Below are 23,512 nucleotides of genomic sequence, written 5' to 3' on the forward strand. Positions count from 1 at the left end.
TCGTTCACGGAGTCCGGGAAAGCTGCAGCCAACCTGTGTCGAAACGTCCGAAACCCCAGCCAGCATGAAATTCCCAAACGCGCGATGCCGGAGGCGCAATTGCCCCGGGAGCGAAGGAAACGCCGGCGGAACCGAAAAGGTTCCGCCGGCACTGGAAAATCCGGGGAAGCGGCGGGCCGGGACCGTCGGCCTCCTATTTCCGTCGGCGGGGCTTGCGCAACTCGTACATGATCTCCGCCCTGGTCATCCCGCAGTCCAGAAGCTCCCGTTCGGTCATGGCGGCGAGTTGATCCCGGGCCCGGGACCGTTCGCGCCTGACACGGACCATCTCGATCAGGGCCTGCCACCCCCGCACGATCCTCGCCGGCTCGGCCTGATGACATCGGCCGGCGGAGATGGCGCTCACTCCCCTCAGCTCGCGGCCTTCACCGGTGCCTGCGGAAAAGGTCCGAGCGCCTTTTCGGTCAAGACCGAGTCGCAATATTCCCGGATCTCCTTGATCCTGCCGTCCTCCAGACGAAACACCAGGCAATAATCGTTGTCGTAACGCACGCCCTCAGGCGTGACGTTGTCGCCCTTGGCTTCCACGACGACCACATCGCCGTCGGCGATGAAGCGATGCGCGACCGTGCGCGTGCGGTCGCGCAGGCGGGTGCGCACATAGCCGTGCAGATCGTTGAGGATCGCCTCCTTGCCCGAAAAGGTGCGTGACCAGGAATACTGACCGGTCACGATCCATTTGGCATCATCGGCAAGGCTTGTGGTGAACAGGGTGCGATCGCGCGCGGCCGGATCGGGATTGGCGGCGGCGGCGAAAATGTCCTGCATCAGTTTCTTGTTGGCGGCAGCGCTCATGGCGGCATCTCCTTTGGTGAGAACGTCAGGGATCATCGCCGCGCCCGGATAATTCTTCAAATCGATAACTGGTATGATATCTATTCGCCTCATGAATTTGAATTCGCTCGACCTCAATCTTCTGACCGCGCTCGATGCGCTGTTGCGCGAGGCCAATGTCAGCCGCGCGGCCATGCGGATCGGCCTGTCACAGCCCGCGACCAGCCACGCGCTGCAACGGCTGCGCGACATCTTCGGCGATCCGCTGCTGGTGCGCACCGGCGCCCGGATGGAGTTGACGCCGCGGGCCCAGGCCCTGCGCGCGCCGCTGGCGCAGGCACTGGACCAGGTGCGCGGGCTGTTCGTGCCGGATGAGTTCGACGCGGCACGCAGCGAGCGGCAGTTTCGCCTGATGATGCCCGATCTCGCCGTCGAGCTGTTGATGCCGCCGCTGATGGAGAAGGTGACGCGCCTTGCGCCCAACGTCCGCGTCGACGTCGTGCCGTGGCGAGGGCCTGCGATCTTCCACGCCGAGTTCGCCCGCACCATCGACCTCGTGATCTCGATCGGCAATGCCTTCAAGGGCTTCCACCGCCAATTGCTCTACACCGACCGCGACGCCCTGGCGGTGCGGCGCGGCCATCCGCAGTCGACGAAGCTGAAGCGGCGCGAAACGTTCCTGGCGGCGCGCCATGTCGGCGTGATCATCCGCGGCAACGCCGAGGATCTCATCGACACCTGGCTGCGCACCGAGGGCATCGAGCGGCACGTCTCGCTGGTGGTCTCAGGCTATCTCGAAGCGCTGCACGTCGCCGCCCGCACCGACCTCGTCGCCTTCGTGCCGCGCCGGCTGATCGCGGCCCTTTCGAAACGGCTCGGTCTCGTCGCGGTGACGCCGCCGCTGGACCCCGGCATCGACGAGCAATTCATGTTCCATCCGACGCGGGCGCAGATGGACCCCGGCTCGATCTGGCTGCGGCGGCTGATGCTTCAGACGGGGCGGGAGTTGGAGAAGAAGAAACGGCGCGTTGAGTAGGATGCGGCTTCAACAAACCCGGTGTCGTCCCGGACAAGCGCAGCAAAGCGGAGCGCCGATCCGGCACGACAGGGGAATAAGTCGCAGCGGCCTTACGCCTTCTGCGCGGCCATCACCTTGGCTACGGCGGGCCGGTCCGACATGCGCTTGAAATGGTCGGCGATCTTCGGCGTGGCGTTGATGTCGACGCTGTCGCCTTCGAGCCATGTGGAGAGCGTGAAGAGATAGGGATCGCAGATCGTGTACTGCTCGCCCATCACCCAGGGGCCCCTGAACATCTTCTGCTCCATCAGCGCGAAGCAGGCAGCCATGGTCTTCGGCACCATCGCCTTCATGTCGGCGAACGAGCTCTCCTGCGTCGCCCAGCGCGCGCCCCGCATCTTGTGGGCGTGGTTGATATGCACCGTCGAGCAGAGATACGAATTGAACGACTGCACCTGGGCGAAGTCGAAGGGATCGTCGAGCGGCGCGAGCTTCGCCTTGGGGAACGTCTGGGCGACGTAAGCCAGCATCGCCGGCGTCTCGGTCAGGATGCCGCGATCGGTCACCAGCGCCGGCACGCGGCCCTTCGGATTGATCTTGAGATAGTCGGGGCTGTTCTGCTGGTTGTCCTTGAAGCTCAGCCGTTCGGCGGTGTAGTCGGCGCCGGCCTCCTCCAGGGTGATGTAGGTGGCGAGCGCGCAGGTGCCGGTTGCGTAGTAGAGCTTGAGCATGTCGGACCTCATGGGGGAAAACCCGAGGTTAACGGTCCTCCGCCGCGCCGTCCATAGGGACCTCTTCGCAGTTGCCCACCGCCGCCCGGCTGTGCGAAGACGCCGTCAATCGGAGGGGGATTGGTCATGACGGTACTCATCGCCGGTGGCGGCATCGGCGGGCTGACGCTTGCGCTCAGCCTGCACGAAATCGGCGTTCCCGTAAAAGTGTTCGAGAGCGTCGCCGAACTGAAGCCGCTCGGCGTCGGCATCAACGTGCTGCCGCATGCGGTCCGCGAGCTGATCGAGCTCGGGCTGCTCGACAAGCTGGACGCCAGCGGCGTGCGGACGCGCGAGCTCGCCTATTTCTCCAAGCACGGCAAGCCGATCTGGAGCGAGCCGCGCGGGCTGGAGGCCGGCTACAAATGGCCGCAATTCTCGATCCATCGCGGCACGCTGCAACAGATCCTGCTCGACACCGCGATCGAGCGGCTCGGCCGTGACAACATCCTCACCAGCCGTCATCTGACCGGCTGGAACGAGACCGCGAACGGCGTGCGCGCCGATTTCATCGACCGGGCGACCGGCAAGGCCGCCGGCACTTACGAAGGCGCCATCCTGATCGCCGCCGACGGCATTCATTCCGCCGCGCGAGAAAAGCTCTATCCCAACGAAGGGCCGCCGATCTGGAACGGCCGCATCCTCTGGCGCGGCGTCACGCCGGCGAAAGCCTTCCTCACCGGCCGCACCATGATCATGGCCGGCCACGAGATCCTGAAATTCGTCTGCTATCCGATCAGCAAAGAGCCGGACGCGGCCGGCAACCATCTGATCAACTGGGTCGCCGAGCGGCATATGCCGCCGACCTATCAGTGGCGGCGCGAGGACTATAACCGCACCGCGCGGCTGGAGGAGTTTCTGCCCTGGTTCGAGAGCTGGCAGTTCGACTGGCTCGACGTGCCCGGCCTGATCCGGAACTGCCCGCACGCCTATGAATATCCGCTGGTCGACCGCGACCCGGTCTCGCAATGGACCTTCGGCAAGGTCACGCTGATGGGCGATGCCGCGCATCCGATGTACCCGATCGGCTCGAACGGCGCCTCGCAGGCGATCCTCGATGCCCGCACCATCACCCGCGAGATTCTCGCGCATGGCCCGACCACGGCCGCGCTGCTCGCCTATGAGGCCGAGCGCCGGCCCGCGACCACCGACCTCGTCCTGCTCAACCGCAAGAACGGCCCCGAGCAGGTGATGCAGCTGGTCGAGGAGCGCGCGCCCGACGGGTACAAGGTCGTCACCGACGTGCTGTCGCAAAAGGAGCTGGAAGACATCGCCGCAAACTACAAGCGCGTGGCCGGTTTCCAGGTGGAAGCGCTGAATGCGAAGCCGCCGATCGTGAGCAAGGATGCGCGGGCGAAGGCGTGAGCTTGCACTCGAAACGAGATGCATATTGATGCGCCCTCGCCCCTTGTGGGAGAGGGCAGCGACACCGGTAGACGCGGGCTCACTTGGGTGAGGGGTTCTCACCGCGAGACCAACTCTCATTTGAATTCGCTGAGACAACCCCTCATCCGGCGCTTCGCGCCACCTTCCCCCACAAGGGGAGGGAAGGGAAGAGGAGTGTGACGCCCGGCTTATTTCCCCACCACCCTCGCCGCCTCCAACAACCTCTCGCTCGCGCTTGCCGTCGCGAGCACCGTGCCGTCTTCCGTCATCAGCTTGGCCTCGACGAAGGCAATGGTCTTGCCGAGCTGCGTCACCCGGGCCTCGCCGATGATCGGGCCGGGCCTGGCGGGGCTGAGGAAATTCACGGTCATGCTGATGGTCGTGGTGTAGAGCCGCCCCTCACTCATCACCAGCACCGCGGGGCCCATGGTATCGTCGAGCATGGCCGAGAGCATGCCGCCCTAGATAAAGCCCGCCGGATTGCAGAATTCGGGCTTGCCCTCGAAGCCGAGCTTGATCCAGCCCTCCTCGGGACGGGCATCGAGCAGACGCCAGCCCAGCAGTTCGGCACAAGGCGGCCTCTTGAAGTTGTCGAGCGCTGTCTTGACCATCCGGGAAGCCTCCGTGTCGCCTCTGTTAGCGCGGGCCTGCTGCCAGCATGGTGTCAGGAGGATGCCGCCGGCGGGAGACCCAATCCGTGCGCGATCACCTTGCGCATGACGTTCGGCAGTGCTTCCCCGGCCAACGTCGCGATCGGCACCCAGCGCATGCCTGCGGGCGCGCGCGTGCGGGCCTCCGCTTTCGCCGTGTAGACCACCAGTTCCAGCGGAAAATGCGTGAAGACGTGGGTGACGACGCCCACCCTGCGCTGCCAGCGCGACAGTCCCTTCAGCGCGGGCGCCTGCCGTTTCGCCTCGTCGTCGTCCTGGCCGGCGAGCCAGTCCGAACCGGGCACCTCGGTCATGCCGCCGAGCAGCCCCTTTTCGGGCCGGCTGCGGACGAGCAGCTCGTCCCCGCGCGTCACCACGAAAGCGGCGCCCCGCCGCAGCGTTCCGCTCTTCTTCGGCGCCTTGCGCGGGAACGTCTCCTGCGTGCCTTGCGCACGCGCCGCGCAATCCTCGGTGAGCGGGCAGAGCGAGCAGGCCGGCTTCTTCGGCGTGCAGATCGAAGAGCCGAGATCCATCAGCGCCTGCGCGCTATCGCCGGCGCGCGCGTTCGCCAGCAGCGTCGTTGCCAATTGCTGGATCAACGGCTTTGCCGCCGGCAGCTCCTCTTCGACCGCAAACAAACGCGACACCACGCGCTCGATATTGCCGTCGACCGGCATGGTGTGACGGTCGAAGGCGATCGCTGCGATCGCCGCCGCCGTGTACGGCCCGATACCCGGCAGCGCGCGCAGCCCCTCCTCCGTGTCCGGAAACACGCCGCCATGGTCCCGCGTCACCGCGACCGCGCAGGCGTAGAGATTGCGCGCACGCGAGTAATAGCCGAGCCCGGCCCACATCCGCAGCACGTCGTCCTGCGAGGCGCTTCCCAACGCCGTGACGTCAGGCCAGCGCGCGACGAATTTCTCGAAGTAGGGGCCGACCGCCTTCACCGTGGTCTGCTGGAGCATGATCTCGGACAGCCAGACCCGGTAGGGGTCCGACGCCTCTCCGGGCATCGCGCGCCAGGGCAGCCGCCGGCGATGGCGGTCGTACCAGGCGAGCAGGGCTGTTGGGCGCGATGAGGCTGTCGACGGCGCGGGTTCCGGCCTGGCCTTGCGGGCAGATCTGGGGCTCATGTCGTCACCCTAACGACGTCGCGCCGATCTCTCCATGTCATGCCCGCGCGCGTCGCGGGGCATCCACGTCTTTCTTCGTGGCGGTTCGCCCGAAGTGCTATAAAGCCGACCATGTCCAAATCCGGCCCCATTTTCAAACCCGGCCCCATCAGCGCCAAGCCGCTCGGGATCCTGCTCAACGACGTCTTTGCCGAGGCCTATGCCAAGCAGGGCTTTGCGGCGCGCGAACTGGTGACGCGGTGGGCGCAGATTGCCGGACCGGAGATCGCGGCCCATGCCGAGCCCCTGAAAATGCAATGGCCGCGGCCCGTGGAGGGGCAGCCGCAGGAGCCGGCGACCCTGGTGCTGCGGGTCGAGGGGCCGATGGCGTTGGAAATCCAGCACTCCGCCGACGTGATCCTGGAGCGGGTCAACCGCTTCTTCGGCTGGAGCGCGGTCGGCAAGCTCGCCTTCCGCCAAGCCCCGCTGTCACGGCCCCAGGCCCGGAAGCGCCCCAGCCCGCCTGACCCCAAGAGCGTCGCCAAGGTGGCGGAGAGCCTGGGGGCCATCGAAGATGAAGAACTGAAGACGGCGCTGGCCCGACTTGGGGCCGCCATCAAGCGAAATTGAGCCTTATTTCGCGGCCAATCTGGACCTGTCCCGCCGCGCGCCATTGCCTCAATCGACGTTTCGAGCTAGCGACAGGCCGCCCGAACGGAAACCCGCCATAAGTCCTTGGGGCAAGACCACACCAATCCGGGAGCCGACCTTGATCATCACCCGCCGCGCCTTCACCACGATGCTGTCGCTGACCGGGCTTGCCGCGTTTGCCGGGCTCTCGCCGCTGCGGTTCATCTCCGACGCCATGGCCCAGTCGGCCGCCGACGTCGCCAAGCCGGTGTCGCTGCCCGACATGGCTCTCGGCCCGAAAGATGCCGCCGTCACCATCACCGAATATGCCTCGATGACCTGCCCGCACTGCGCGGCCTTCAACGAGCAGGTGTTTCCCAAGATCAAGAAGGAATACATCGACGCCGGCAAGGTGCGTTACATCTTCCGCGAGTTCCCGCTCGACATCAAAGCCGCCGCCGGCTCGATGCTGTCGCGCTGCATCGCCAAGGACGACGCGCCGAAATACTTCGCGGTCACCGACATGCTGTTCCGCCAGCAGAACGACTGGGTGGTGAAGAACACCACCGAGACGCTGACGCGGATTGGCAAGCAGGCCGGCCTCACCCAGCAGCAGGTCGAGGCCTGCCTGAAGGACCAGGCGCTGCTCGACAAGATCGCCGCCGACCAGAAATATGCCAGCGACGTGCTCAAGGTCGATTCGACGCCGACCTTCTTCATCAACGGCGAGAAGATCAAGGGCGAGGCCTCGTTCGAGGAGTTCGCCAAGAAGATCAATCCGCTGCTGAAGAGCTGATTCGCTCGTCAAGATCCTGATTCGCATCTCGAAAGCCGTATCTTTCCCGGCATAAATCCCTTGGGAAAAGCGGCTTTCGCCGGTTGCCCTCGCGGCGCACCGCGGCCATTGTCCAGCCGCATGAGGCGCCTCGCGCGACTCGCCCCGGATAGCGACACTGCCTTCCATGGTATTGTCCCGGCAGGGGATTCGCGCCTGCCAACAGAGATGCGTGCTTATGAAAATCACCCGCCTGCGACTTCACGGCTTCAAGTCCTTCGTTGAGCCCACGGACTTCGTCATCGAGCCCGGCTTGACCGGCGTGGTCGGCCCCAACGGTTGCGGCAAGTCGAATCTCGTCGAAGCGCTGCGCTGGGCGATGGGTGAAACCTCGTACAAGTCGTTGCGCGCCGCCGACATGGACGCGGTGATCTTCGCCGGCTCCGGCAACCGCCCCGCGCGCAACCACGCCGAAGTGACGATGACGATCGACAATGCCGATCGCACCGCGCCGGCGGCGATGAACGACAGCCAGCTTCTGGAGGTCTCCCGCCGCATCGAGCGAGAGGCCGGCTCGGTCTATCGCATCAACGGCCGCGACGTACGCGCCCGCGACGTGCAGATCCTGTTCGCCGACGCCGCCACCGGCGCGCGCTCGCCCGCCCTCGTCCACCAGGGCAAGATCGGCGAGATCATCCAGGCCAAGCCCGAGCAGCGCCGCCGCGTGCTGGAAGACGCCGCGGGCGTTGCGGGCTTGCATGCCCGCCGCCACGAGGCCGAGCTGCGGCTGAAGGCGGCGGAAACCAACCTCACCCGCGTCGAGGACGTGATCGGCCAGCTCTCAGGCCAGATGGAAGGCCTGAAGAAGCAGGCCCGCCAAGCCGTGCGTTATCGCGAGGTTGCCGCCAAAGTCCGTAAAGCCGAAGCCACCCTGTTCCACCTGCGCTGGATCGGCGCCCATGCCGACGTCAACGAGTCCGGCCAGACCCATGACCTCGCCGTGCGCGAGATGGCCGAGCGCACCCAGCATCAGGCCGAGGCTGCCCGCATCCAGGCGATCCGTGCCGCGGAGATGCCGGCGCTGCGCGACGCCGAAGCACGCGCCGCGGCAGGCCTGCAGCGCCTGACCAATGCCCGCGAGCTGCTCGACCGCGAGGAAGAGCGCGCCAAGGAGCGCGTCGCCGAGCTCGAGCGTCGCCTCGCCCAGTTCGAGGGTGACATCTCCCGTGCCCAGCAGCAAACCATGGACGCCGACGTCGCGCTGCAGCGGCTCGACGCCGAAGATGCCGAGCTGAAGGAAGAGATCAAGTCGCGCGTCGAGAAGCGCTCCGGCGTCGACGAGCGCGTCGCCGAAGCCGAGGCGGTGCTGACCGAGACCGAGCAGCAATTCGCCGAGCTCACCACCGCCCTCGCCGACCTCACCGCCAAGCGCAACCAGCTGGAAGCCAACGTCCGCACCCATCGCGACAAGCTCGCCCGGCTCGATCAGGAGATCGCGAACGTCGCCGCGGAAGAGCAGAAGCTCACCGAGGCGACCGGCGGCTTCGGCGATCTCGACGAATTGACGGCGCTGGTCGAAACCGCGGAAGAGACGCTGGCAGCCTCGGAAGCCGCAGCACAGGCCAGCGAAGCCGCCCACGTCGCGGCGCGCCAGACGCTGGAATCGTCGCGCTCGCCGCTGGTCGAGGCCGACAAGCGCGCGCAGCGGCTCGAAACCGAAGCACGTACGATCTCCAAGATCCTCAACGGCGAGACCAAGAATCTGTGGCCGCCGATCATCGACGGCATCACGGTCGACAAGGGCTTCGAAAAGGCGATCGGCGCCGCCCTCGGCGACGACCTCGACGCCCCGATCGATCCGTCGGCGCCGATGCGCTGGACCAATGTCGGCCACACCGAAGGCGATCCGGAGCTGCCCGAAGGCGCCGTGCCGCTCGCCAATCACGTGCAGGCGCCGGCCGAGCTGGCCCGCCGCCTGGCCCAGATCGGCGTGGTGCCGCGCGAGCGCGGTGCCGAGCTGGTCTCGCAGCTCAAGACCGGCCAGCGGCTGGTCTCGCCCGAGGGCGACGTCTGGCGCTGGGACGGTTTCGTCGCCGCGGCCCACGCTCCGACCGGCGCTGCCCGCCGCCTCGCCGAGCGCGCCCGCCTCGTCGATATCGAGAACGAGCTGGAGCAGGCCCGCATCGACGCGCAGATCAAGCGTCAGGCGCTGGAGAACGCCGAGTCCGAATTGCAGATGGCGGCGAGCACCGAAGGGGCCAGCCGCGAGGCCTGGCGTGCCGCGCAGCGCGAGCTGAACGTCGCGCGCGAGCGCCACGCCAATGCCGAGCGCGAGATCAGCCGCCATGCCGCGCGCAAGGCGACGCTGTCCGAAGCGCACAGCCGCCTCGCCGCCGACCGCGCCGAAGCCGAAGCTGCCTATGAATATGCCGAAGCCGGCATCAGTGAGCTGCCGTCGAGCGAGGACACCGAGACCCGTCTCGCCGCTGTCCGCAGCGACATCGAAGCCCACCGCCGCATGGCCGCCCAGGTCCGCGCCGAGGCGCAGGCGCTGGCGCGCGAGGCTGAGCTCGCCGACCGCCGCGTGCAGGCGATCCTGGCCGAGCGCACCGAGTGGGCGAACCGCAAGGAGAGCGCGGCCTCCCACATCGACACCATCCAGGCCCGTATCGCCGAGCTCACGATCGAGCGCAGCGAGCTCGAGAACGCACCGGCCGTGTTCGCCGAGAAGCGCAGCGCGCTGATCACCGAGATCGAATACGCCGAGAACGACCGCCGCATGGCCGCCGACGCGCTCGCCACCGCCGAAAGCGCGATGGCCGAGACCGACCGCGTCGCCAAGCTGACGCTGGAGGCCCTCTCCAGCTCACGCGAGGCCACCGCCCGCGCCGAGGAACGCATGGAAAGCGCCCGCCGCCGTCTCGAAGACATCGAGCGCGAGATCCGCGACATGCTGGAAGTCGAGCCGCAGGCCGTCGCCGGCCTCGCCGAGATCGAGCCCGGCGCCGAGCTGCCGCCGCTGCACGACATCGAGGAGGACCTCGAAAAGATGCGCCGCGACCGCGAGCGTCTCGGCGCCGTCAATCTGCGCGCCGAGGAAGAGCTGCGCGAGGTCGAGGCCCAGCACAACGGTCTCGTCACCGAACGCGACGACCTCGTGGAAGCCATCAAGCGGCTGCGCCAGGGCATCCAGAGCCTCAACAAGGAAGCGCGCGAGCGGCTGCTGACCTCGTTCGAGGTCGTCAACAACCACTTCAAGCGCCTGTTCGTCGAGCTGTTCGGCGGCGGCGAAGCCGCGCTGCACCTGATCGAGAGCGACGACCCGCTCGAAGCCGGTCTCGAAATCATCGCCAAGCCGCCGGGCAAGAAGCCGCAGACGCTGTCGCTGCTCTCGGGCGGCGAGCAGGCCCTGACCGCGATGGCGCTGATCTTCGCGGTGTTCCTGACCAACCCGTCGCCGATCTGCGTGCTGGACGAAGTCGACGCGCCGCTCGACGACCACAACGTCGAACGGTACTGCAACCTGCTGCACGAAATGACCGGCTCGACCGACACGCGCTTCATCATCATCACGCACAATCCGATCACCATGGCGCGCATGAACCGGCTGTTCGGCGTCACCATGGCCGAGCGCGGCGTGTCGCAGCTGGTGTCGGTCAGCCTGTCAGAGGCTGTGGACATTCTCGACCAGAACGTGGCGTGATATGGTTGGCCCAGGAATGACGGTGGGCGGACATGATCTCGCCCACGCTCCCTCCTGAACTCAAGGCCGCCCTCGACGGCAAGCTGCAGGGCTTTTCGCGCACTGACGCGGCACAGCGTTCGCAGAAGATCTCGACCACCTATCGCGCCGGCGGCGGCTCCGGCGCGATCAAGTCGGACGCCGATGCGCTAGCCTATGCGCTGGCGCGCATGCCGGCGACCTATGCGGCCATCGCCGCAAGCCTGAATGCGCTGACCGAGATCGCACCGGATCTGACTCCGGAAACTCTGCTGGACGTTGGCGCCGGCCCGGGCACCGCAAGCTGGGCCGCCGCGGAGGCCTTTCCCTCGCTGCAGGATTTTACCCTGCTCGACGCCAACGCCACGCTGAGCCGGCTCGCGCTCGAGCTGGCGCGCAACAGTACGCGTCTGGCGGAGTGCCGCTATCTGCCCGGCGATGCCGGCGGCAACCTCTCGGAGGTCTCGCCAGCTGATCTCGTCGTCGCCAGCTACGTCGTCGGCGAGCTCACCGAGGGCGATCAGCGCGCGCTCGCCGCGGCGATGTGGGCCAAAGCGCGCCACGCGCTGGTCGTGATCGAGCCCGGCACGCCGGCCGGCTACGCCCGCATCCTCGCGCTGCGCCAGCAACTGATCGCGCTGGGTGCCTTTGTCGCCGCGCCCTGCCCGCACGAAAAGCCCTGCCCGCTCGTCGCGCCCGACTGGTGCCATTTCAACCAGCGCCTGCCGCGCTCGCAGGCGCATCGCCAGATCAAGGGCGCCGAGGTGCCGTTCGAGGACGAGCGCTTCATCTACGTCGCGCTGACCCGCACGCCCCCGGCAACGCGCGCCGCGCGCGTGCTGGCGCCACCTGATGTCGGCAAGGCCGAGATCACCGCGAAGCTCTGCACCGAGCAGAGCGTCGAGCTCGCAAAGGTCCCGCGGCGCGACAAGGCGGCATACGCCGGCGCCCGGCGCTGGCGCTGGGGCGACGCCGTCATTGCCGAAAGTTAACCTCGCGACCCGCTTTTGCCTTGAACTCGGGCGCCTCCCCATTCGACCAAGTCTTACCTTCCCTCTGCGCCGGGCTCTCATCCCGCTTCAATTTGGTCTAGGCTAGCGCCCGCCTTCTTCCCCCTTCAGGAGTTCTCCATGTCGACCGGCTGGATCGTTCTCGGCGTCATCGTCGTCCTCGCATTCCTGGCGTTCAGCGCCTACAACCGCCTGGTGGCGCTCAGCCAGCGCGTCGGCCAGGCCTTTGCCGATATCGACGTGCAGCTCAAGCAGCGTCACGACCTCGTTCCGAACCTCGTCGAGACCGTGAAGGGTTATGCCTCGCATGAGCGCGGCACGCTCGACGACGTCATCAAGGCGCGCAATTCGGCAATGTCGGCACAGGGTCCGGCGCAGGTGTCCGCGGCCGAGAACCAGCTGTCCGGCGCGCTCGGCCGGCTGATCGCGCTGTCGGAGGCCTATCCCGACCTCAAGGCCAATGCCAATTTCCAGCAGCTCGCATCCGAGCTCTCCGACCTCGAGAACAAGATCGCGGCGAGCCGCCGCTTCTTCAACAGCGCGGTCCAGGAATACAACACCGGCATCCAGCAGCTGCCTGCGGCCCTGTTCGCCGGCATGTTCGGCTTCACCAAAAAGGACTTCTTCGATCTCGGCGCCAGCCGTACCGAGGTCGAGGCAGCGCCGCAGGTGAAGTTCTGATCTGAGCTTGCACAACAGATGCTGTCATTCCGGGGCGATGCGCAGCATCGAACCCGGAATCTCATCGAGATCACCAATCTCTGGATTCCGGGTTCGGGCCTCCGGCCCGCCCCGGAATGACGGTGATTAAACGGAAGCAGCCATGGCCGCGTATGGTCTCTACACGCACATCGCCTCGAACAAGTTTCGTTCGATGCTGCTGCTCGCCGGCCTGTTCGCACTGGTCTACGTGCTGGTCTATGCCGGCGCGCTGGTCGCCGAGGTCATCATCAACGGCAACGGCACGGTCGCCTATTACCTGAGCCATGCCTTCCAGGACCTGAAGGTCGCCGCGCCCGTTGCGACGGTCGTGGCGGCGGTCTGGATCGTGATCGCCTATTTCTTCCATCAATCGATGATCGACGCGGTGACCGGCGGCCACGACGTCACGAGGCAGGAGGAACCGCGGCTCTACAATCTGCTCGAAAACCTCTGCATCTCGCGCGGCATCACCATGCCGAAGCTGAAGATCATGGAGAGCCCGGCGCTGAACGCGTTCGCGACCGGCCTCAATCCCCGGCAATATTCCATCACCGTCACCACGGGTCTCCTCGATGCGCTCAACGACAAGGAGATCGAGGCGGTACTCGGCCACGAGCTGACCCACATCAAGAACGGCGACGTGCAGCTGATGGTGGTCGCCGTCATCATCGCGGGCGTGGTCGGCTTTTTCGGCGAATTGTTCTTCCGCCTGTTCACGAATTTCAATTGGAGCTCCGGCTCCGGCGGCTCGTGGTCCTCGGGCTCCTCCTCGTCGTCGCGATCGTCCTCGTCGTCGAGCGACAGCAAGAATTCCGGCGGCGGCGCGGTGATCGTGATCATCATCGCGATCGTACTGATCGTGGTGGCCTGGCTGCTGTCCCAGGTGGTCAAGCTCGCTTTGTCCCGCTCGCGCGAATATCTCGCTGACGCCGGCTCCGTGGAGCTGACGAAAGATCCTGACGCCATGATCTCGGCGCTGCGCAAGATCGAGAATCGCGGCGAGCTGCCCGGCGCGACCTCGGCGGTGATGGAGCTCTGCGTCGACAATCCCCGCGAGGGCTTTGCCGACCTGTTCGCCACCCACCCCTCGGTGCAGTCCCGGGTCGACGCGCTGGTCAAGTTTGCCGGCGGCCATGATCCGGGTCCGCTGCCGCCGACTGAGGAAGCGGACGAGCCCGAGGCCCAAGCCGACCAGCAGGACGGCCCACCGCCGCTACGTCACGGCCCCTGGGACGATGCCAGCGGCCCGGCCACTCCGCCGCCGGTACCCGGCCCCTCCGGAACCGCGGACAGCAATCCAGTGGGCAATCCCCTGGGAAATCCCACAGGAAATCCCATTGGCAATCCCATGGGCAATCCGATGGGTCCTTGGGGCCGCCATTGAGCGCGCGATGTCCCGCCAATCGCGGCCGGTTTTGCCGCGCTTGGGAAAAACTTCGGGAATTGCCGTATCGACATGTCGAGGAATTGAATTCTCCCTTGTTTCTGCCATGTTCGCGCCCAACAGCAGACTCGGGACGTCCTTTGGGACATCGATTTGGGGCCCGGCCGATTGCGACCTCGCGATCGGAGGGCGCGTTAGGGGACAGCAATGGCAAAGCCGGCAGTGGTTGTGGTGGGCGCGGACAAGGGCGGGGTCGGCAAGACCACGGTATCGCGCACCCTGCTCGATTATTTCTCAGCCAACAACGTGCCGACGCGCGCCTTCGACACCGAGTCGCCGCGCGGAACCCTGAAGCGTTTCCACCCTGATATCACCGAGATCGTCGACATGACGACGACGGCCGACCAGATGAAGATCTTCGATACGCTCAACGCGACAAGCCCGTCGGTGACCGTGATCGACGTCCGCGCCGGCCTGCTCTCGCCTGCGCTCGCCTCGCTGCGCGACATCGGCTTCCTCGACGCCGCCAAGGCCGGCCAGATCACCTTCGCGGTGTTCCACATCCTCGGCCCCTCGATCGCCTCGCTGGACGAAATCGCCGAGACCGCGGGCTTCATGACCGGTGCGAAATATTTCCTGGTGAAGAACTTCATCAACGACACCCAGTTCTTCCAGTGGGACCAGGCGACCTACAATTCCTATTTCCACCGCATCAAGGACGCCACCGAGCTGACCATCCCCAAGCTCAACGAAATGGCCTATGAGCAGGTCGAAGTCTCCTCCGTTCCGTTCCTGAAATTCGTCGCCAACAAGGGCATCAACGACGAGGCCGCCAATTACTCCTTCGTGCTGCGCGGCTATGTCCGGCACTGGCTGGCCAATGTCTGGAGCGAGTTCGACCGCATCCGGCTGACCGACATCGTCGGCTCGAAGCCGGTCACCCGCAACAGCGAAAAATAGTTGCGCAAGCCGGGCTGATACGGCTGGATTGGTCGCGAAGTTCGACTGATATGGCTGTCGATGCCCGCAACGCCCGTCTACATCATCTGCTCGCCCCGCCCGCAGGTCGGCAAGACCCTGCTGGCGCGGCTTCTGAGCGAATTCCTGCTGCTCAAGAACGGCAATGTCGCGGCCTTCGACGTCAATCTGAAGGAGCCGTCGCTGCTCGACTATCTGCCCGGGGTCACCGAGACCGCCGACGTGATCGACACCTTCGGCAAGATGCAGCTGATGGACCGCGTCATCGTCGACGACGGGGTTGCCAAGGTGATCGACCTCGGCTTCCACGCCTTCGACGAGTTCTTCAAGATGACCGACGAGATCGGCCTGTTGAAGGAGGCCGCGCGCCGCCATGTCGCGCCCCAGATCCTGTTCATCGCCGATACCGACCGCGTCTCGGCGCGCGCCCATGAGATGCTGCGCGGACAGATCCCCCGCATGAACCTGATCACGGTGGACAACGAATATGTCGTGCGCGGCGAGCTGCCGGCCGCGATGGCCGGCGGCCGACTGTTCCGCCTGCCCGCGCTACCCGGCTTCCTGAAGACCTATGTCGACCGCCTGAACTTCTCCTTCACCCGCTATCTGCGCCAGGAGAAGGACTCGTCCACCGAGCTGCACCAATGGACCCGACGGAATTACCTCGCCTTCCGCGAGCTCGAGCTCAGCCTGATCCTGCAGCGATCCTGATTATTTTATCCGGGTATTATTGACTGGCCGCGGACCCGCCGTTATTGAGCATGCGCAACGGCGTCCCGCGGCAAGGTCCAATCAAATGAGCATCGACAGGAAAGCAGCAATCTCCGCCTACAAGGAGCGCAAGACCATTGCGGGCATCTACGTCGTCCGCTGCGCGGCGTCGGGGCAGGCCTGGGTCGGCCAGGCGCCGAACCTGGAAACCATCCGGAACCGCATTTGGTTCTCGCTGCGCCAGGGCGCCCACACTTGTCGAAGCCTCCAGGCGGCCTGGAACGCGCATGGCGAGGCCGGCCTGAGCTTTGGCGAATGCGAACGGCTGGAGGACGAGGAGAGCGCCTATGTCAGGAACGCGCTCCTGAAGGAGCGCCTGCTGCATTGGCGGGACGAGCTGAAGGCCGAGGCGATCTGACTGCCGCGGTGGCTCAATGCCCTTCGAACGTCATCAGCGTGCGCACCGGCACGTCCATGGCGCGCAGCTTGGCGGCGCCGCCGAGCTCGGGCAGGTCGATGATGAAGCAGGCGGCGACCACGTTGGCGCCGATCTGGCGCAGCAGCTTCACTGCACCTTCCGCGGTGCCGCCGGTGGCGATGAGGTCGTCGACCAGGATGACGCGCTCGCCGGGCGAGATGGCGTCGACATGCATCTCCATCTCGTCGATGCCGTATTCGAGCGAGTAGGCGATGCGCACGGTGGTGTGCGGCAGCTTGCCCTTCTTGCGGATCGGCACGAAGCCGGCCGAGAGCTGGTGCGCCACCGCGCCGCCGATGATGAAGCCCCTCGCCTCCATGCCTGCGACCTTGTCGATCTTGTTGCCGGCCCAGGGATTGACGAGCTCGTCGACCGCGCGGCGAAACGCGCGCGCGTCTGCAAGCAAGGTCGTGATGTCGCGGAACATGATCCCCGGCTTGGGATAATCGGGGATGGTGCGGACGCTCGCCTTGATGTCGTGGTCAAAGGTCATTGGTACCTCTCAATCGACACGCGCATCCAGCCGGAACGCGTTTTCAACAATTCGCAATCCCACCTCGTTGCCGAGCGACATCAGCGATTCCGGGTGGAATTGCACGCCGGCGACAGGCAGGGTCTTGTGCTCCAGCGCCATGGCGACGCCGTCCTCGGTGCTGGCGGTGACGGATAGAACCTCCGGCATGCTGTCGCGCTCGACGAAGAGCGAGTGATAGCGGCCGATGACGATCTCGTTCGGCAGGTTGCGCATCAAGCGCCCGCCGCGCACCTGCACCCGCGAGGGGCGGCCGTGTGCGGGATGGGTGAGCTGGCCGAGCTCACCGCCGAAATACTCGCCGATAGCCTGCACGCCGAGGCAGACGCCGAACACCGGCAGCTTCTTCTCCAGCGCCGCGTCGATCGTCGTCTTGATTCCGAAATCTTCGGGCCTGCCTGGTCCGGGCGACAGCACGAGCAAATCCCATGTCCTCTGCTTGAGCATGGCGAGCGCATGCACATAGCGGACCACGGTGACCTCGGCGCCGACCTGACGGAAATAGTCGGCGAGCATGTGCACGAAGCTGTCGTCATGATCGATCAGCAGCACGCGTTTGCCGCTGCCGGTCGCGTCCGGCGCGAAGGTCGACAGCGGCTTCGGCGGATCGCCGCGCAACGCCTGGAACAGGGCTGCGGCCTTGACCTGGCACTCGCGATCTTCCGCGGCCGGATCGGAATCGAACAGGCAGGTGGCGCCGACGCGCACTTCAGCAAGGCCATCCTTCATGCGGATGGTGCGGATGGTGAGGCCGGTGTTGATGCTGCCGTCGAAGTTCACCGCGCCGATCGCGCCGGCATACCAGCGTCGCGGCGAGCGCTCGTGATCCTCGACGAACTGCATCGCCCAGAGCTTTGGCGCGCCGGTGACGGTGACTGCCCAGGCATGGGTGAGGAAGGCATCGAGCGCGTCGAAGCCGGGACGCAGCATGCCTTCGACGTGGTCGACAGTGTGAAACAGTTTTGAGTAGGTCTCGATCTGCCGCCGCGCCAGAACCTTGATGGTGCCGGGGACGCAGACGCGCGCCTTGTCGTTGCGGTCGACGTCGGTGCACATGTTGAGCTCGAACTCGTCCTTCTCAGAGTTCAGGAGCTGGCGGATCTGCTCGGCATCGCCGATCGCATCGGTGCCGCGCGCGATCGTGCCCGAGATCGGGCAGGTCTCGACCCGGCGACCGTCGGAGCGCACGAACATCTCCGGCGAAGCCGAGACGAGGAATTCGCCCTCGCCGAGATTCATCAGCGCGCCATAGGGCGATGGGTTGATGACGCAGAGGCGCTGGAACACTTCGGCCGGCGAGCGATCACAGGGCTCGGCGAACAGCTGGCCGGGCACCGCCTCGAACAGATCGCCGCGGGCGAAGGCCGCGCGGGCGGTCTCGACCGTCGCCTGATATTCGCCGGGCGCGTGATCGGCAAAGCCCTGGCGCGGCGTCTTCAGATACGGGCTCTCGGCGGTCTCGCGCGGCAGGCCAGCGGTGGACTTGCCCTTCCAGGCAAAGTCGTACGAGAGCACCACGCCGCGGCCGGTGGCGCGGTCATAGGCCAGCAGGCGATCAGGCACGTACAGCACGATGTCGCGCTGGTCCTGCTCGCGCGGGCGCTTCTGCACGAGGTCCTCGATCTGGAACACGAGGTCATAGGCGAAGGCGCCGAACAGGCCGAGCAGCCCGTCGTCATTGGCGGAGAAGGCGGCGATGATGTCGCGCACCAGCGACATCACGCTGGCGCGCCGCGTGCGCTGATCCTCCTCGACCGGCGCATCGCCGCGGACGATGTGGCCGGCAAGCCTGGTCGTCGTCTTCTCGGAGATCACGACACAGGGCTCGCGCAGGACATCGCCGAGGAAGGCGATCAGCACCTCTCCACGTTCGTTCAGTGCTTCGAGCTTGAAGTTGACGCCTGATGTCTCGAGCTTGAGCGGCGGATCTGAGAAACCAAGGTCAAAACTCTCGTAGCGGCCGGGCACGGTCGTGCCCGAGGACAACACAACGCCGCGGCGGCGGTCGAGCAGGTTGATCAGGTCGTCGAGCCTGTTGGCGCCGCCGGTGAACTGCTCCGCGACGCGCGTAATCGCCAGACCCGCGCGGGTCGCGTAGTCGCTTCTGGCCGGGAGGGCAAAGACTGTCCTGTTCATGTGGTCCTCTTACGAAACTTGCCGAGGGAACGCCACACAGGACAAACGAGAAGGCCGCCGCACTGTGCAGGCGACCTCAGACGATTTGGGAAAGGAAAATCGCACCGGCCACCTCTTTAGGAGGTGCGCCACCAAAGACGGGCTGGGCGGGCTGCGATGCTCATGGGGCGGATACTCACCATGGCGCGGGGGCGGCGTCAAGGTGAGAAAACCCGCTCCTCGCGGCCGGGACGCACAGCGTCCGGCTGCCGCCTCTGCCTGGTTCAAGGCTCCTCGGCCTGCGGCTCCCAGCCGAACCTGTTCTTCTTCCGATCCCATTTGAGGACGGAATAGCCGTCACATTCCATGCATCCCCAGAGGACGAGCTTGCCGCCCTTGCCCTTCGAGAGAGCGGCGAACTGGCGGTTCGTGCGTACGGCGTCGACAAAGCGGATCCTCGGCTTCTCGCCGTCGGGCTGATCGAGGACCAGCATGAACCTGCCTTTTTGACCCGCACATTCCTGAAACACGCCGACCACGGCGATCTGCTTCGTGGCGCCGCCGTCGAAGCGCCCCTCGATGGCAAAGGACATGCCGGCGCCCTTCATCGCGTCGGCGCCGTTCTCGAACATCAGCTCTTTGGGGATCAGGTCCTTGCGGAATTCAGTCGCCTTGCACCAGCTCTTGCGGATCTGGCTTGCGGGGATGCCGCGAACCTCCGTCGTGAACGGTTGGAAGTCCGCGATGACCCACCAGGCCTCGGTCTTGAGATTACCGTTCAGCGTGACGAAGGCTTGTTGTCCCGGCGCCTGAGCTGCCGTCAGCAGCAGGGCGCCAAGGACGATCACCGGTCGGACGATCGAGCCGAGCACGCGGCGCGTGAGAGACGATGTCGACATTCGTTCGCTGCCCCTGGTCGATTGTCCCGTCTCAACCCAGATGCTTCCTGAAGAACTCCGTCGCCCGGCCCCAGGCGAGCTCGGCGGCTTCGCGGTCGTGCACGGCCTGGCGCTGCTCGTTGACGAAGGCGTGCTCGGCGTCATAGCGGAACAGCTCCAGCGACTTGCCGGCGGCCTTCATGGCCGTCTCGAAGCCGCCCACCAGCTCCGGCGTGCACCAATCGTCCTTGTTGGCGAAATGGGCCTGAAGCGGGATCTTGACGTCGGCTGGCTTGGCCGCCTGCTCCGGGGGGATGCCGTAGAACACGACGCCGGCCGCGAGCTCCGGGATCTTGGTCGCGCCGATGATGGTGACGGCGCCGCCGAGGCAGAAGCCTGTCAGCCCGACCTTGGCACCGTTGCGCGACAGATATTGCGCGGCGCCGCGCACGGTCTGCGTGGTGGCGTCCATGAAGTCGAGCGAGTTCATCTCCTTGTTGGCGCTGTCCGTGTCGTGATACGGCACCACCTTGCCCTTGTAGAGATCGGGCGCCAGCGCATCGAAGCCGGCCAGCGCAAAGCGGTCGCACAGGCCCTTGATCTGGTCCGACAGCCCCCACCATTCCTGGATCACGACGACGCCCGGTGCGTTGCCGCGCGCGGCATTGGCGAGATAGCCCGAGGCGTCCTTGCCGTCCGGACGCTTGAAGGTGATGGCGGTTCCCATGGTGTCCTCCGATGAGTTTCTGGGGAGCGGTTGGTGGTATCTTCGCCGGTGCGGGCACGCGGCGCAATCCACACTGTCGTCATTCCGGGGCGCGCGATAGCGCGAACCCGGAATCCATCGGGCGGCAGAGTCGGTCGCTGAATGGATTCCGGGCTCGATGCTGCGCATCGCCCCGGAATGACGGCGACAAAAAAGCCCCCTTGCGGGGGCTTTTCCATTTCTAGTCTCGGCAAGCGCCGCTCAGTGCGAGTCGGCCCAGACCTTCTTCTTGGTGAAGTACATCAGGCCCGCGAACAGGATCAGGAACACGAAGACCTGGAAGCCGAGGCGCTTGCGCGCTTCCATGTGCGGCTCGGCAGTCCACATCAGGAACGTGGTGACGTCCTTGGCGTACTGCGCGACCGTGGTCGGCGAGCCGTCGTCATAGGTCACCTGCCCGTCGCTGAGCGGCTTCGGCATCTTGATGGCGTGGCCCGGGAAGTACTTGTTGTAGTACGAGCCTTCCGGGATGGTGACGCCCTCGGGGACGTGATCGTCAAAGCCCTGAAGCACTGCCGAGACGTAATCCGGACCCTGCTCCTGGTACTGGGTGAAGAAGTCGAAGATGAACCAGGGGAAGCCGCGGCCGTAGGAGCGCGCCTTGGTGATCAGCGACAGGTCGGGCGGCGCCGCACCGCCGTTCGCCGCGCGAGCGGCCTGCTCGTTCGGGAATGGCGAGGGGAAATAGTCCGCCGGCCGGCCGGGACGCTCGAACATGTCACCCGCATCGTTCGGGCCGTCCTTGACCTTGTACTCGGAGGCGAACGCTGCCGCCTGGGCCACGGAATAGCCGGGTCCGCCGGCTTCGGCGAGGTTGCGGAAGGCGATGTAGGACAGGCCGTGGCAGCTGGCGCAGACCTCTTTGTACACCTTCAGGCCGCGCTGGAGCGCGCCGCGATCGTACTTGCCGAACGGGCCCGAGAACGACCATTTGTTCCCCGGCGGCTTGTCGCTGCCTTCGGAGGCGCGGGCATCCTGCATGCTGCCGAGGAACAGCGCGCCGGCGGCGACGAGCATGACCGCAACGGAAGCAACAGCCTTGCCGCCCTTGGCGAGAATCGCCTCCGAGATCGAGTTCGGCACCGGTCGCGGCCTCTCGATCCGCGCGAGCAGCGGCAGCACGATCAGGAAGTAGGCGAAGTAGCAGACCGTCAGGACGCGGCCGGCGATCACGTAGATGCCTTCCGGCGGTTGCGCGCCGAGATAGCCGAGCAGGATGCAGACCACGACGAAGATCCAGAAGAACTGCTTGGCCAGCGGGCGGTACTTCGACGACCTCGTCTTCGCGGCGTCGAGCCAGGGCAGGAAGCACAGGATGATGATCGCCGAGAACATCCCGATGACGCCTGCGAGCTTGTTCGGGATCGAGCGCAGGATCGCGTAGAACGGCAGGTAATACCATTCCGGCACGATGTGCGGCGGCGTCACGCCCGGGTTCGCCGGAATGTAGTTGTCGGCGTCGCCGAGATAGTTCGGCATGTAGAAGATGAACCAGGCGTAGAGCAGCAGGAAGCAGGCAACGCCGAAGCCATCCTTGATGGTCGCGTGCGGCGTGAACGGCACCGTGTCCTTTTCCGTCTTCGGCTCGACACCATCAGGATTGTTCTGGCCGGCGACGTGCAGCGCCCAGACGTGGAGCACGACGACGCCCGCGATCAGGAACGGCAGCAGATAGTGCAGCGAGAAGAAGCGGTTCAGCGTCGGGTTGCCGACCGAATAGCCGCCCCAGAGCAGCGTCACGATGCTCTCGCCGAAATAGGGAATGGCGGAGAACAGATTGGTGATGACGGTGGCGCCCCAGAAGCTCATCTGGCCCCAGGGGAGCACGTAGCCCATGAAGCCGGTCGCCATCATCAGGAGGTAGATGATGACGCCGAGGATCCACAGCACCTCGCGCGGCTCCTTGTAGGAGCCGTAATAGAGGCCGCGCAGCATGTGGACGTAGACCGCGAAGAAGAACATCGACGCGCCGCAGGCGTGCATGTTGCGCAGCAGCCAGCCGTAGTTCACGTCACGGACGATCAGCTCGACCGACTTGAAGGCGAGGTCGGCATGCGGCGTGTAGTGCATCGCCAGGATCACGCCGGTCAGGATCTGCATCCCCAGCATGAAGGAGAGGATGGCGCCGAAGGTCCACCAATAATTCAGGTTACGCGGGGTGGGATAGACGACGAAGGAAGAGTGCATGAGGCCGAGGATCGGCAGGCGCCGCTCGAGCCATTGCAGGGCCGGATTGCTCGGCTGGTAGTCGGATGGTCCGCTCATGATGCGATCCTGAGGAAATAATACGACGAGACGGCGCGAAGCTTCGGATGAAGGTCCGAGGCTCAGCCGATCTGGATTTTGGTGTCGGAAACGAACTGGTACGGCGGCACAGGCAGGTTCGCGGGCGCGGGCCCCTGGCGGATGCGGCCGGACGAATCGTACTGCGAACCATGGCAGGGGCAGAAGAACCCGTCGTAATTGCCTTCATGGGCGATCGGGATGCAGCCGAGATGGGTGCAGATGCCGATCACGACCAGCCATTGCTCGTGGCCGGACTTGACCCGAGCCTCGTCGGTCTCAGGATCGGGCAGGCTCGCCACGTTGACGGCGCGCGCCTCGTCGATCTGCTTCTTGGTGCGGTGGCTGATGTAGATCGGCTTGCCGCGCCAGAACACCTTGATGTCCTGGCCTTCGGCGACCGGGCTGAGATCGACCTCGATCGGCGCACCGGCGGCGATGGTCGAGGCGTCAGGATTCATTTGGGAGATGAAGGGCCAGAGCGCAGCTGCGCCCCCTACTGCTGCAGCTGCCCCGGTTGCAACGAATAAGAAATCACGGCGTGTCGGATGGTCCGCCGAAGACGCTGTCGTCACGATTCCAACCCTTTCTTCTTATGCCACCGGTGGAACCGCTCCAGGAGCCCCCAAGGTCCCCGGAACAGTCTGCCGGCGCCCGCGGCCCCCCGCGGCGGCAGAACTTCGCTCATTCGCCTCTAAACAGGCGAAACAGCAGTCCAGAATCGTTCTATTGGCACCCTTGCCGGGCGAGCGCAAGCCCGCTATCGGCGCGGGAGCGTG

21 protein-coding genes and 1 pseudogene are annotated in these 23,512 nt (G+C 65.7%); 11 read left to right on the forward strand and 11 right to left on the reverse strand.

All coding sequences use genetic code 11. From position 1 onward, the window contains the following. Window positions 1–193: 193 nt before the first annotated feature. Window positions 194–328: a YjiS-like domain-containing protein gene (locus tag UNPF46_RS38560; protein ID WP_142251625.1), complete on the reverse strand. Its 135-nt coding sequence runs from the start codon at window positions 326–328 to the stop codon at window positions 194–196. Window positions 329–411: 83 nt separating this feature from the next. Beyond that, window positions 412–855, reverse strand: coding sequence for a nuclear transport factor 2 family protein (locus UNPF46_RS23460; RefSeq protein WP_142251592.1), 444 nt, complete (start codon window positions 853–855; stop codon window positions 412–414). Between the two features lie 91 nt (window positions 856–946). Here UNPF46_RS23460 and UNPF46_RS23465 point away from each other — a divergent pair, with 91 nt between their 5' ends. Then, window positions 947–1,870, forward strand: a complete 924-nt coding sequence (locus UNPF46_RS23465) for a LysR family transcriptional regulator (RefSeq protein ID WP_142251593.1) — start codon at window positions 947–949, stop codon at window positions 1,868–1,870. Between the two features lie 92 nt (window positions 1,871–1,962). Here the strand turns inward: UNPF46_RS23465 and UNPF46_RS23470 are convergent, their stop codons facing one another. Beyond that, on the reverse strand, window positions 1,963–2,583 hold the full coding sequence (locus tag UNPF46_RS23470; protein ID WP_100176292.1) for a glutathione S-transferase family protein: 621 nt from the start codon (window positions 2,581–2,583) through the stop codon (window positions 1,963–1,965). Between the two features lie 126 nt (window positions 2,584–2,709). Here UNPF46_RS23470 and UNPF46_RS23475 point away from each other — a divergent pair, with 126 nt between their 5' ends. Further along, window positions 2,710–3,987: a flavin-dependent oxidoreductase gene (locus UNPF46_RS23475; RefSeq protein ID WP_142251594.1), complete on the forward strand. Its 1,278-nt coding sequence runs from the start codon at window positions 2,710–2,712 to the stop codon at window positions 3,985–3,987. 209 nt (window positions 3,988–4,196) lie between these two features. On the opposite strand, the pseudogene UNPF46_RS23485 reads toward UNPF46_RS23475, so the two are convergent. After that, window positions 4,197–4,619 (reverse strand): annotated as a pseudogene (locus UNPF46_RS23485) (PaaI family thioesterase). A gap of 53 nt (window positions 4,620–4,672) precedes the next feature. Beyond that, window positions 4,673–5,791, reverse strand: a complete 1,119-nt coding sequence (mutY, locus tag UNPF46_RS23490; RefSeq protein WP_142251596.1) for an A/G-specific adenine glycosylase — start codon at window positions 5,789–5,791, stop codon at window positions 4,673–4,675. A gap of 111 nt (window positions 5,792–5,902) precedes the next feature. Here mutY and UNPF46_RS23495 point away from each other — a divergent pair, with 111 nt between their 5' ends. From UNPF46_RS23495 to UNPF46_RS23535, 9 genes are all read left to right on the forward strand, one after another. Then, window positions 5,903–6,400, forward strand: a complete 498-nt coding sequence (locus tag UNPF46_RS23495; RefSeq protein ID WP_100176296.1) for a DUF721 domain-containing protein — start codon at window positions 5,903–5,905, stop codon at window positions 6,398–6,400. A 139-nt stretch (window positions 6,401–6,539) separates the two neighbouring features. After that, the gene (locus tag UNPF46_RS23500; RefSeq protein WP_142251597.1) at window positions 6,540–7,196 is read left to right on the forward strand and encodes a DsbA family protein; all 657 of its coding nucleotides are present in this window, start codon (window positions 6,540–6,542) and stop codon (window positions 7,194–7,196) included. A gap of 217 nt (window positions 7,197–7,413) precedes the next feature. Beyond that, entirely contained in the window at window positions 7,414–10,878 is a 3,465-nt protein-coding gene (gene smc / locus UNPF46_RS23505) for a chromosome segregation protein SMC (protein ID WP_142251598.1), read from the forward strand. Between the two features lie 32 nt (window positions 10,879–10,910). Beyond that, window positions 10,911–11,888 carry a small ribosomal subunit Rsm22 family protein gene (locus tag UNPF46_RS23510; RefSeq protein ID WP_142251599.1) on the forward strand — a complete coding sequence of 326 codons (978 nt, stop codon included), beginning with the start codon at window positions 10,911–10,913 and terminating at the stop codon, window positions 11,886–11,888. A gap of 138 nt (window positions 11,889–12,026) precedes the next feature. Beyond that, window positions 12,027–12,587, forward strand: coding sequence for a LemA family protein (locus UNPF46_RS23515; protein WP_142251600.1), 561 nt, complete (start codon window positions 12,027–12,029; stop codon window positions 12,585–12,587). 142 nt (window positions 12,588–12,729) lie between these two features. Then, window positions 12,730–13,992, forward strand: coding sequence for a M48 family metallopeptidase (locus UNPF46_RS23520; protein WP_142251601.1), 1,263 nt, complete (start codon window positions 12,730–12,732; stop codon window positions 13,990–13,992). A 207-nt stretch (window positions 13,993–14,199) separates the two neighbouring features. Then, entirely contained in the window at window positions 14,200–14,952 is a 753-nt protein-coding gene (locus UNPF46_RS23525; protein ID WP_100176303.1) for a P-loop NTPase family protein, read from the forward strand. Window positions 14,953–15,012: 60 nt separating this feature from the next. Beyond that, window positions 15,013–15,681, forward strand: coding sequence for a hypothetical protein (locus tag UNPF46_RS23530; protein ID WP_100176304.1), 669 nt, complete (start codon window positions 15,013–15,015; stop codon window positions 15,679–15,681). A gap of 85 nt (window positions 15,682–15,766) precedes the next feature. Next, the gene (locus tag UNPF46_RS23535) at window positions 15,767–16,099 is read left to right on the forward strand and encodes a GIY-YIG nuclease family protein (RefSeq protein ID WP_142251602.1); all 333 of its coding nucleotides are present in this window, start codon (window positions 15,767–15,769) and stop codon (window positions 16,097–16,099) included. Window positions 16,100–16,112: 13 nt separating this feature from the next. Here the strand turns inward: UNPF46_RS23535 and UNPF46_RS23540 are convergent, their stop codons facing one another. The 6 genes from UNPF46_RS23540 to petA form a co-directional block, all read right to left on the reverse strand. Then, window positions 16,113–16,652 carry an adenine phosphoribosyltransferase gene (locus UNPF46_RS23540; RefSeq protein ID WP_142251603.1) on the reverse strand — a complete coding sequence of 180 codons (540 nt, stop codon included), beginning with the start codon at window positions 16,650–16,652 and terminating at the stop codon, window positions 16,113–16,115. 9 nt (window positions 16,653–16,661) lie between these two features. Then, a complete protein-coding gene (locus UNPF46_RS23545) occupies window positions 16,662–18,827 on the reverse strand; it encodes an anthranilate synthase component I (RefSeq protein ID WP_142251604.1) in 2,166 nt (721 codons plus the stop codon). Window positions 18,828–19,090: 263 nt separating this feature from the next. Further along, window positions 19,091–19,705: a hypothetical protein gene (locus tag UNPF46_RS23550; protein ID WP_245448200.1), complete on the reverse strand. Its 615-nt coding sequence runs from the start codon at window positions 19,703–19,705 to the stop codon at window positions 19,091–19,093. Between the two features lie 31 nt (window positions 19,706–19,736). Next, window positions 19,737–20,411 (reverse strand): dienelactone hydrolase family protein, encoded by a 675-nt coding sequence (locus tag UNPF46_RS23555; protein ID WP_100176307.1) that lies wholly within the window; start codon window positions 20,409–20,411, stop codon window positions 19,737–19,739. A 240-nt stretch (window positions 20,412–20,651) separates the two neighbouring features. Next, complete coding sequence (gene fbcH, locus UNPF46_RS23560; protein WP_100176308.1) at window positions 20,652–22,715, reverse strand: cytochrome b/c1; 2,064 nt, start codon at window positions 22,713–22,715, stop codon at window positions 20,652–20,654. A 62-nt stretch (window positions 22,716–22,777) separates the two neighbouring features. After that, the gene (gene petA / locus UNPF46_RS23565) at window positions 22,778–23,308 is read right to left on the reverse strand and encodes a ubiquinol-cytochrome c reductase iron-sulfur subunit (protein WP_100176309.1); all 531 of its coding nucleotides are present in this window, start codon (window positions 23,306–23,308) and stop codon (window positions 22,778–22,780) included. Between the last annotated feature and the right edge of the window lie 204 nt (window positions 23,309–23,512).

This window comes from Bradyrhizobium sp. UNPF46 (assembly GCF_006658625.1).
Lineage (GTDB): Bacteria > Pseudomonadota > Alphaproteobacteria > Rhizobiales > Xanthobacteraceae > Bradyrhizobium > Bradyrhizobium nitroreducens.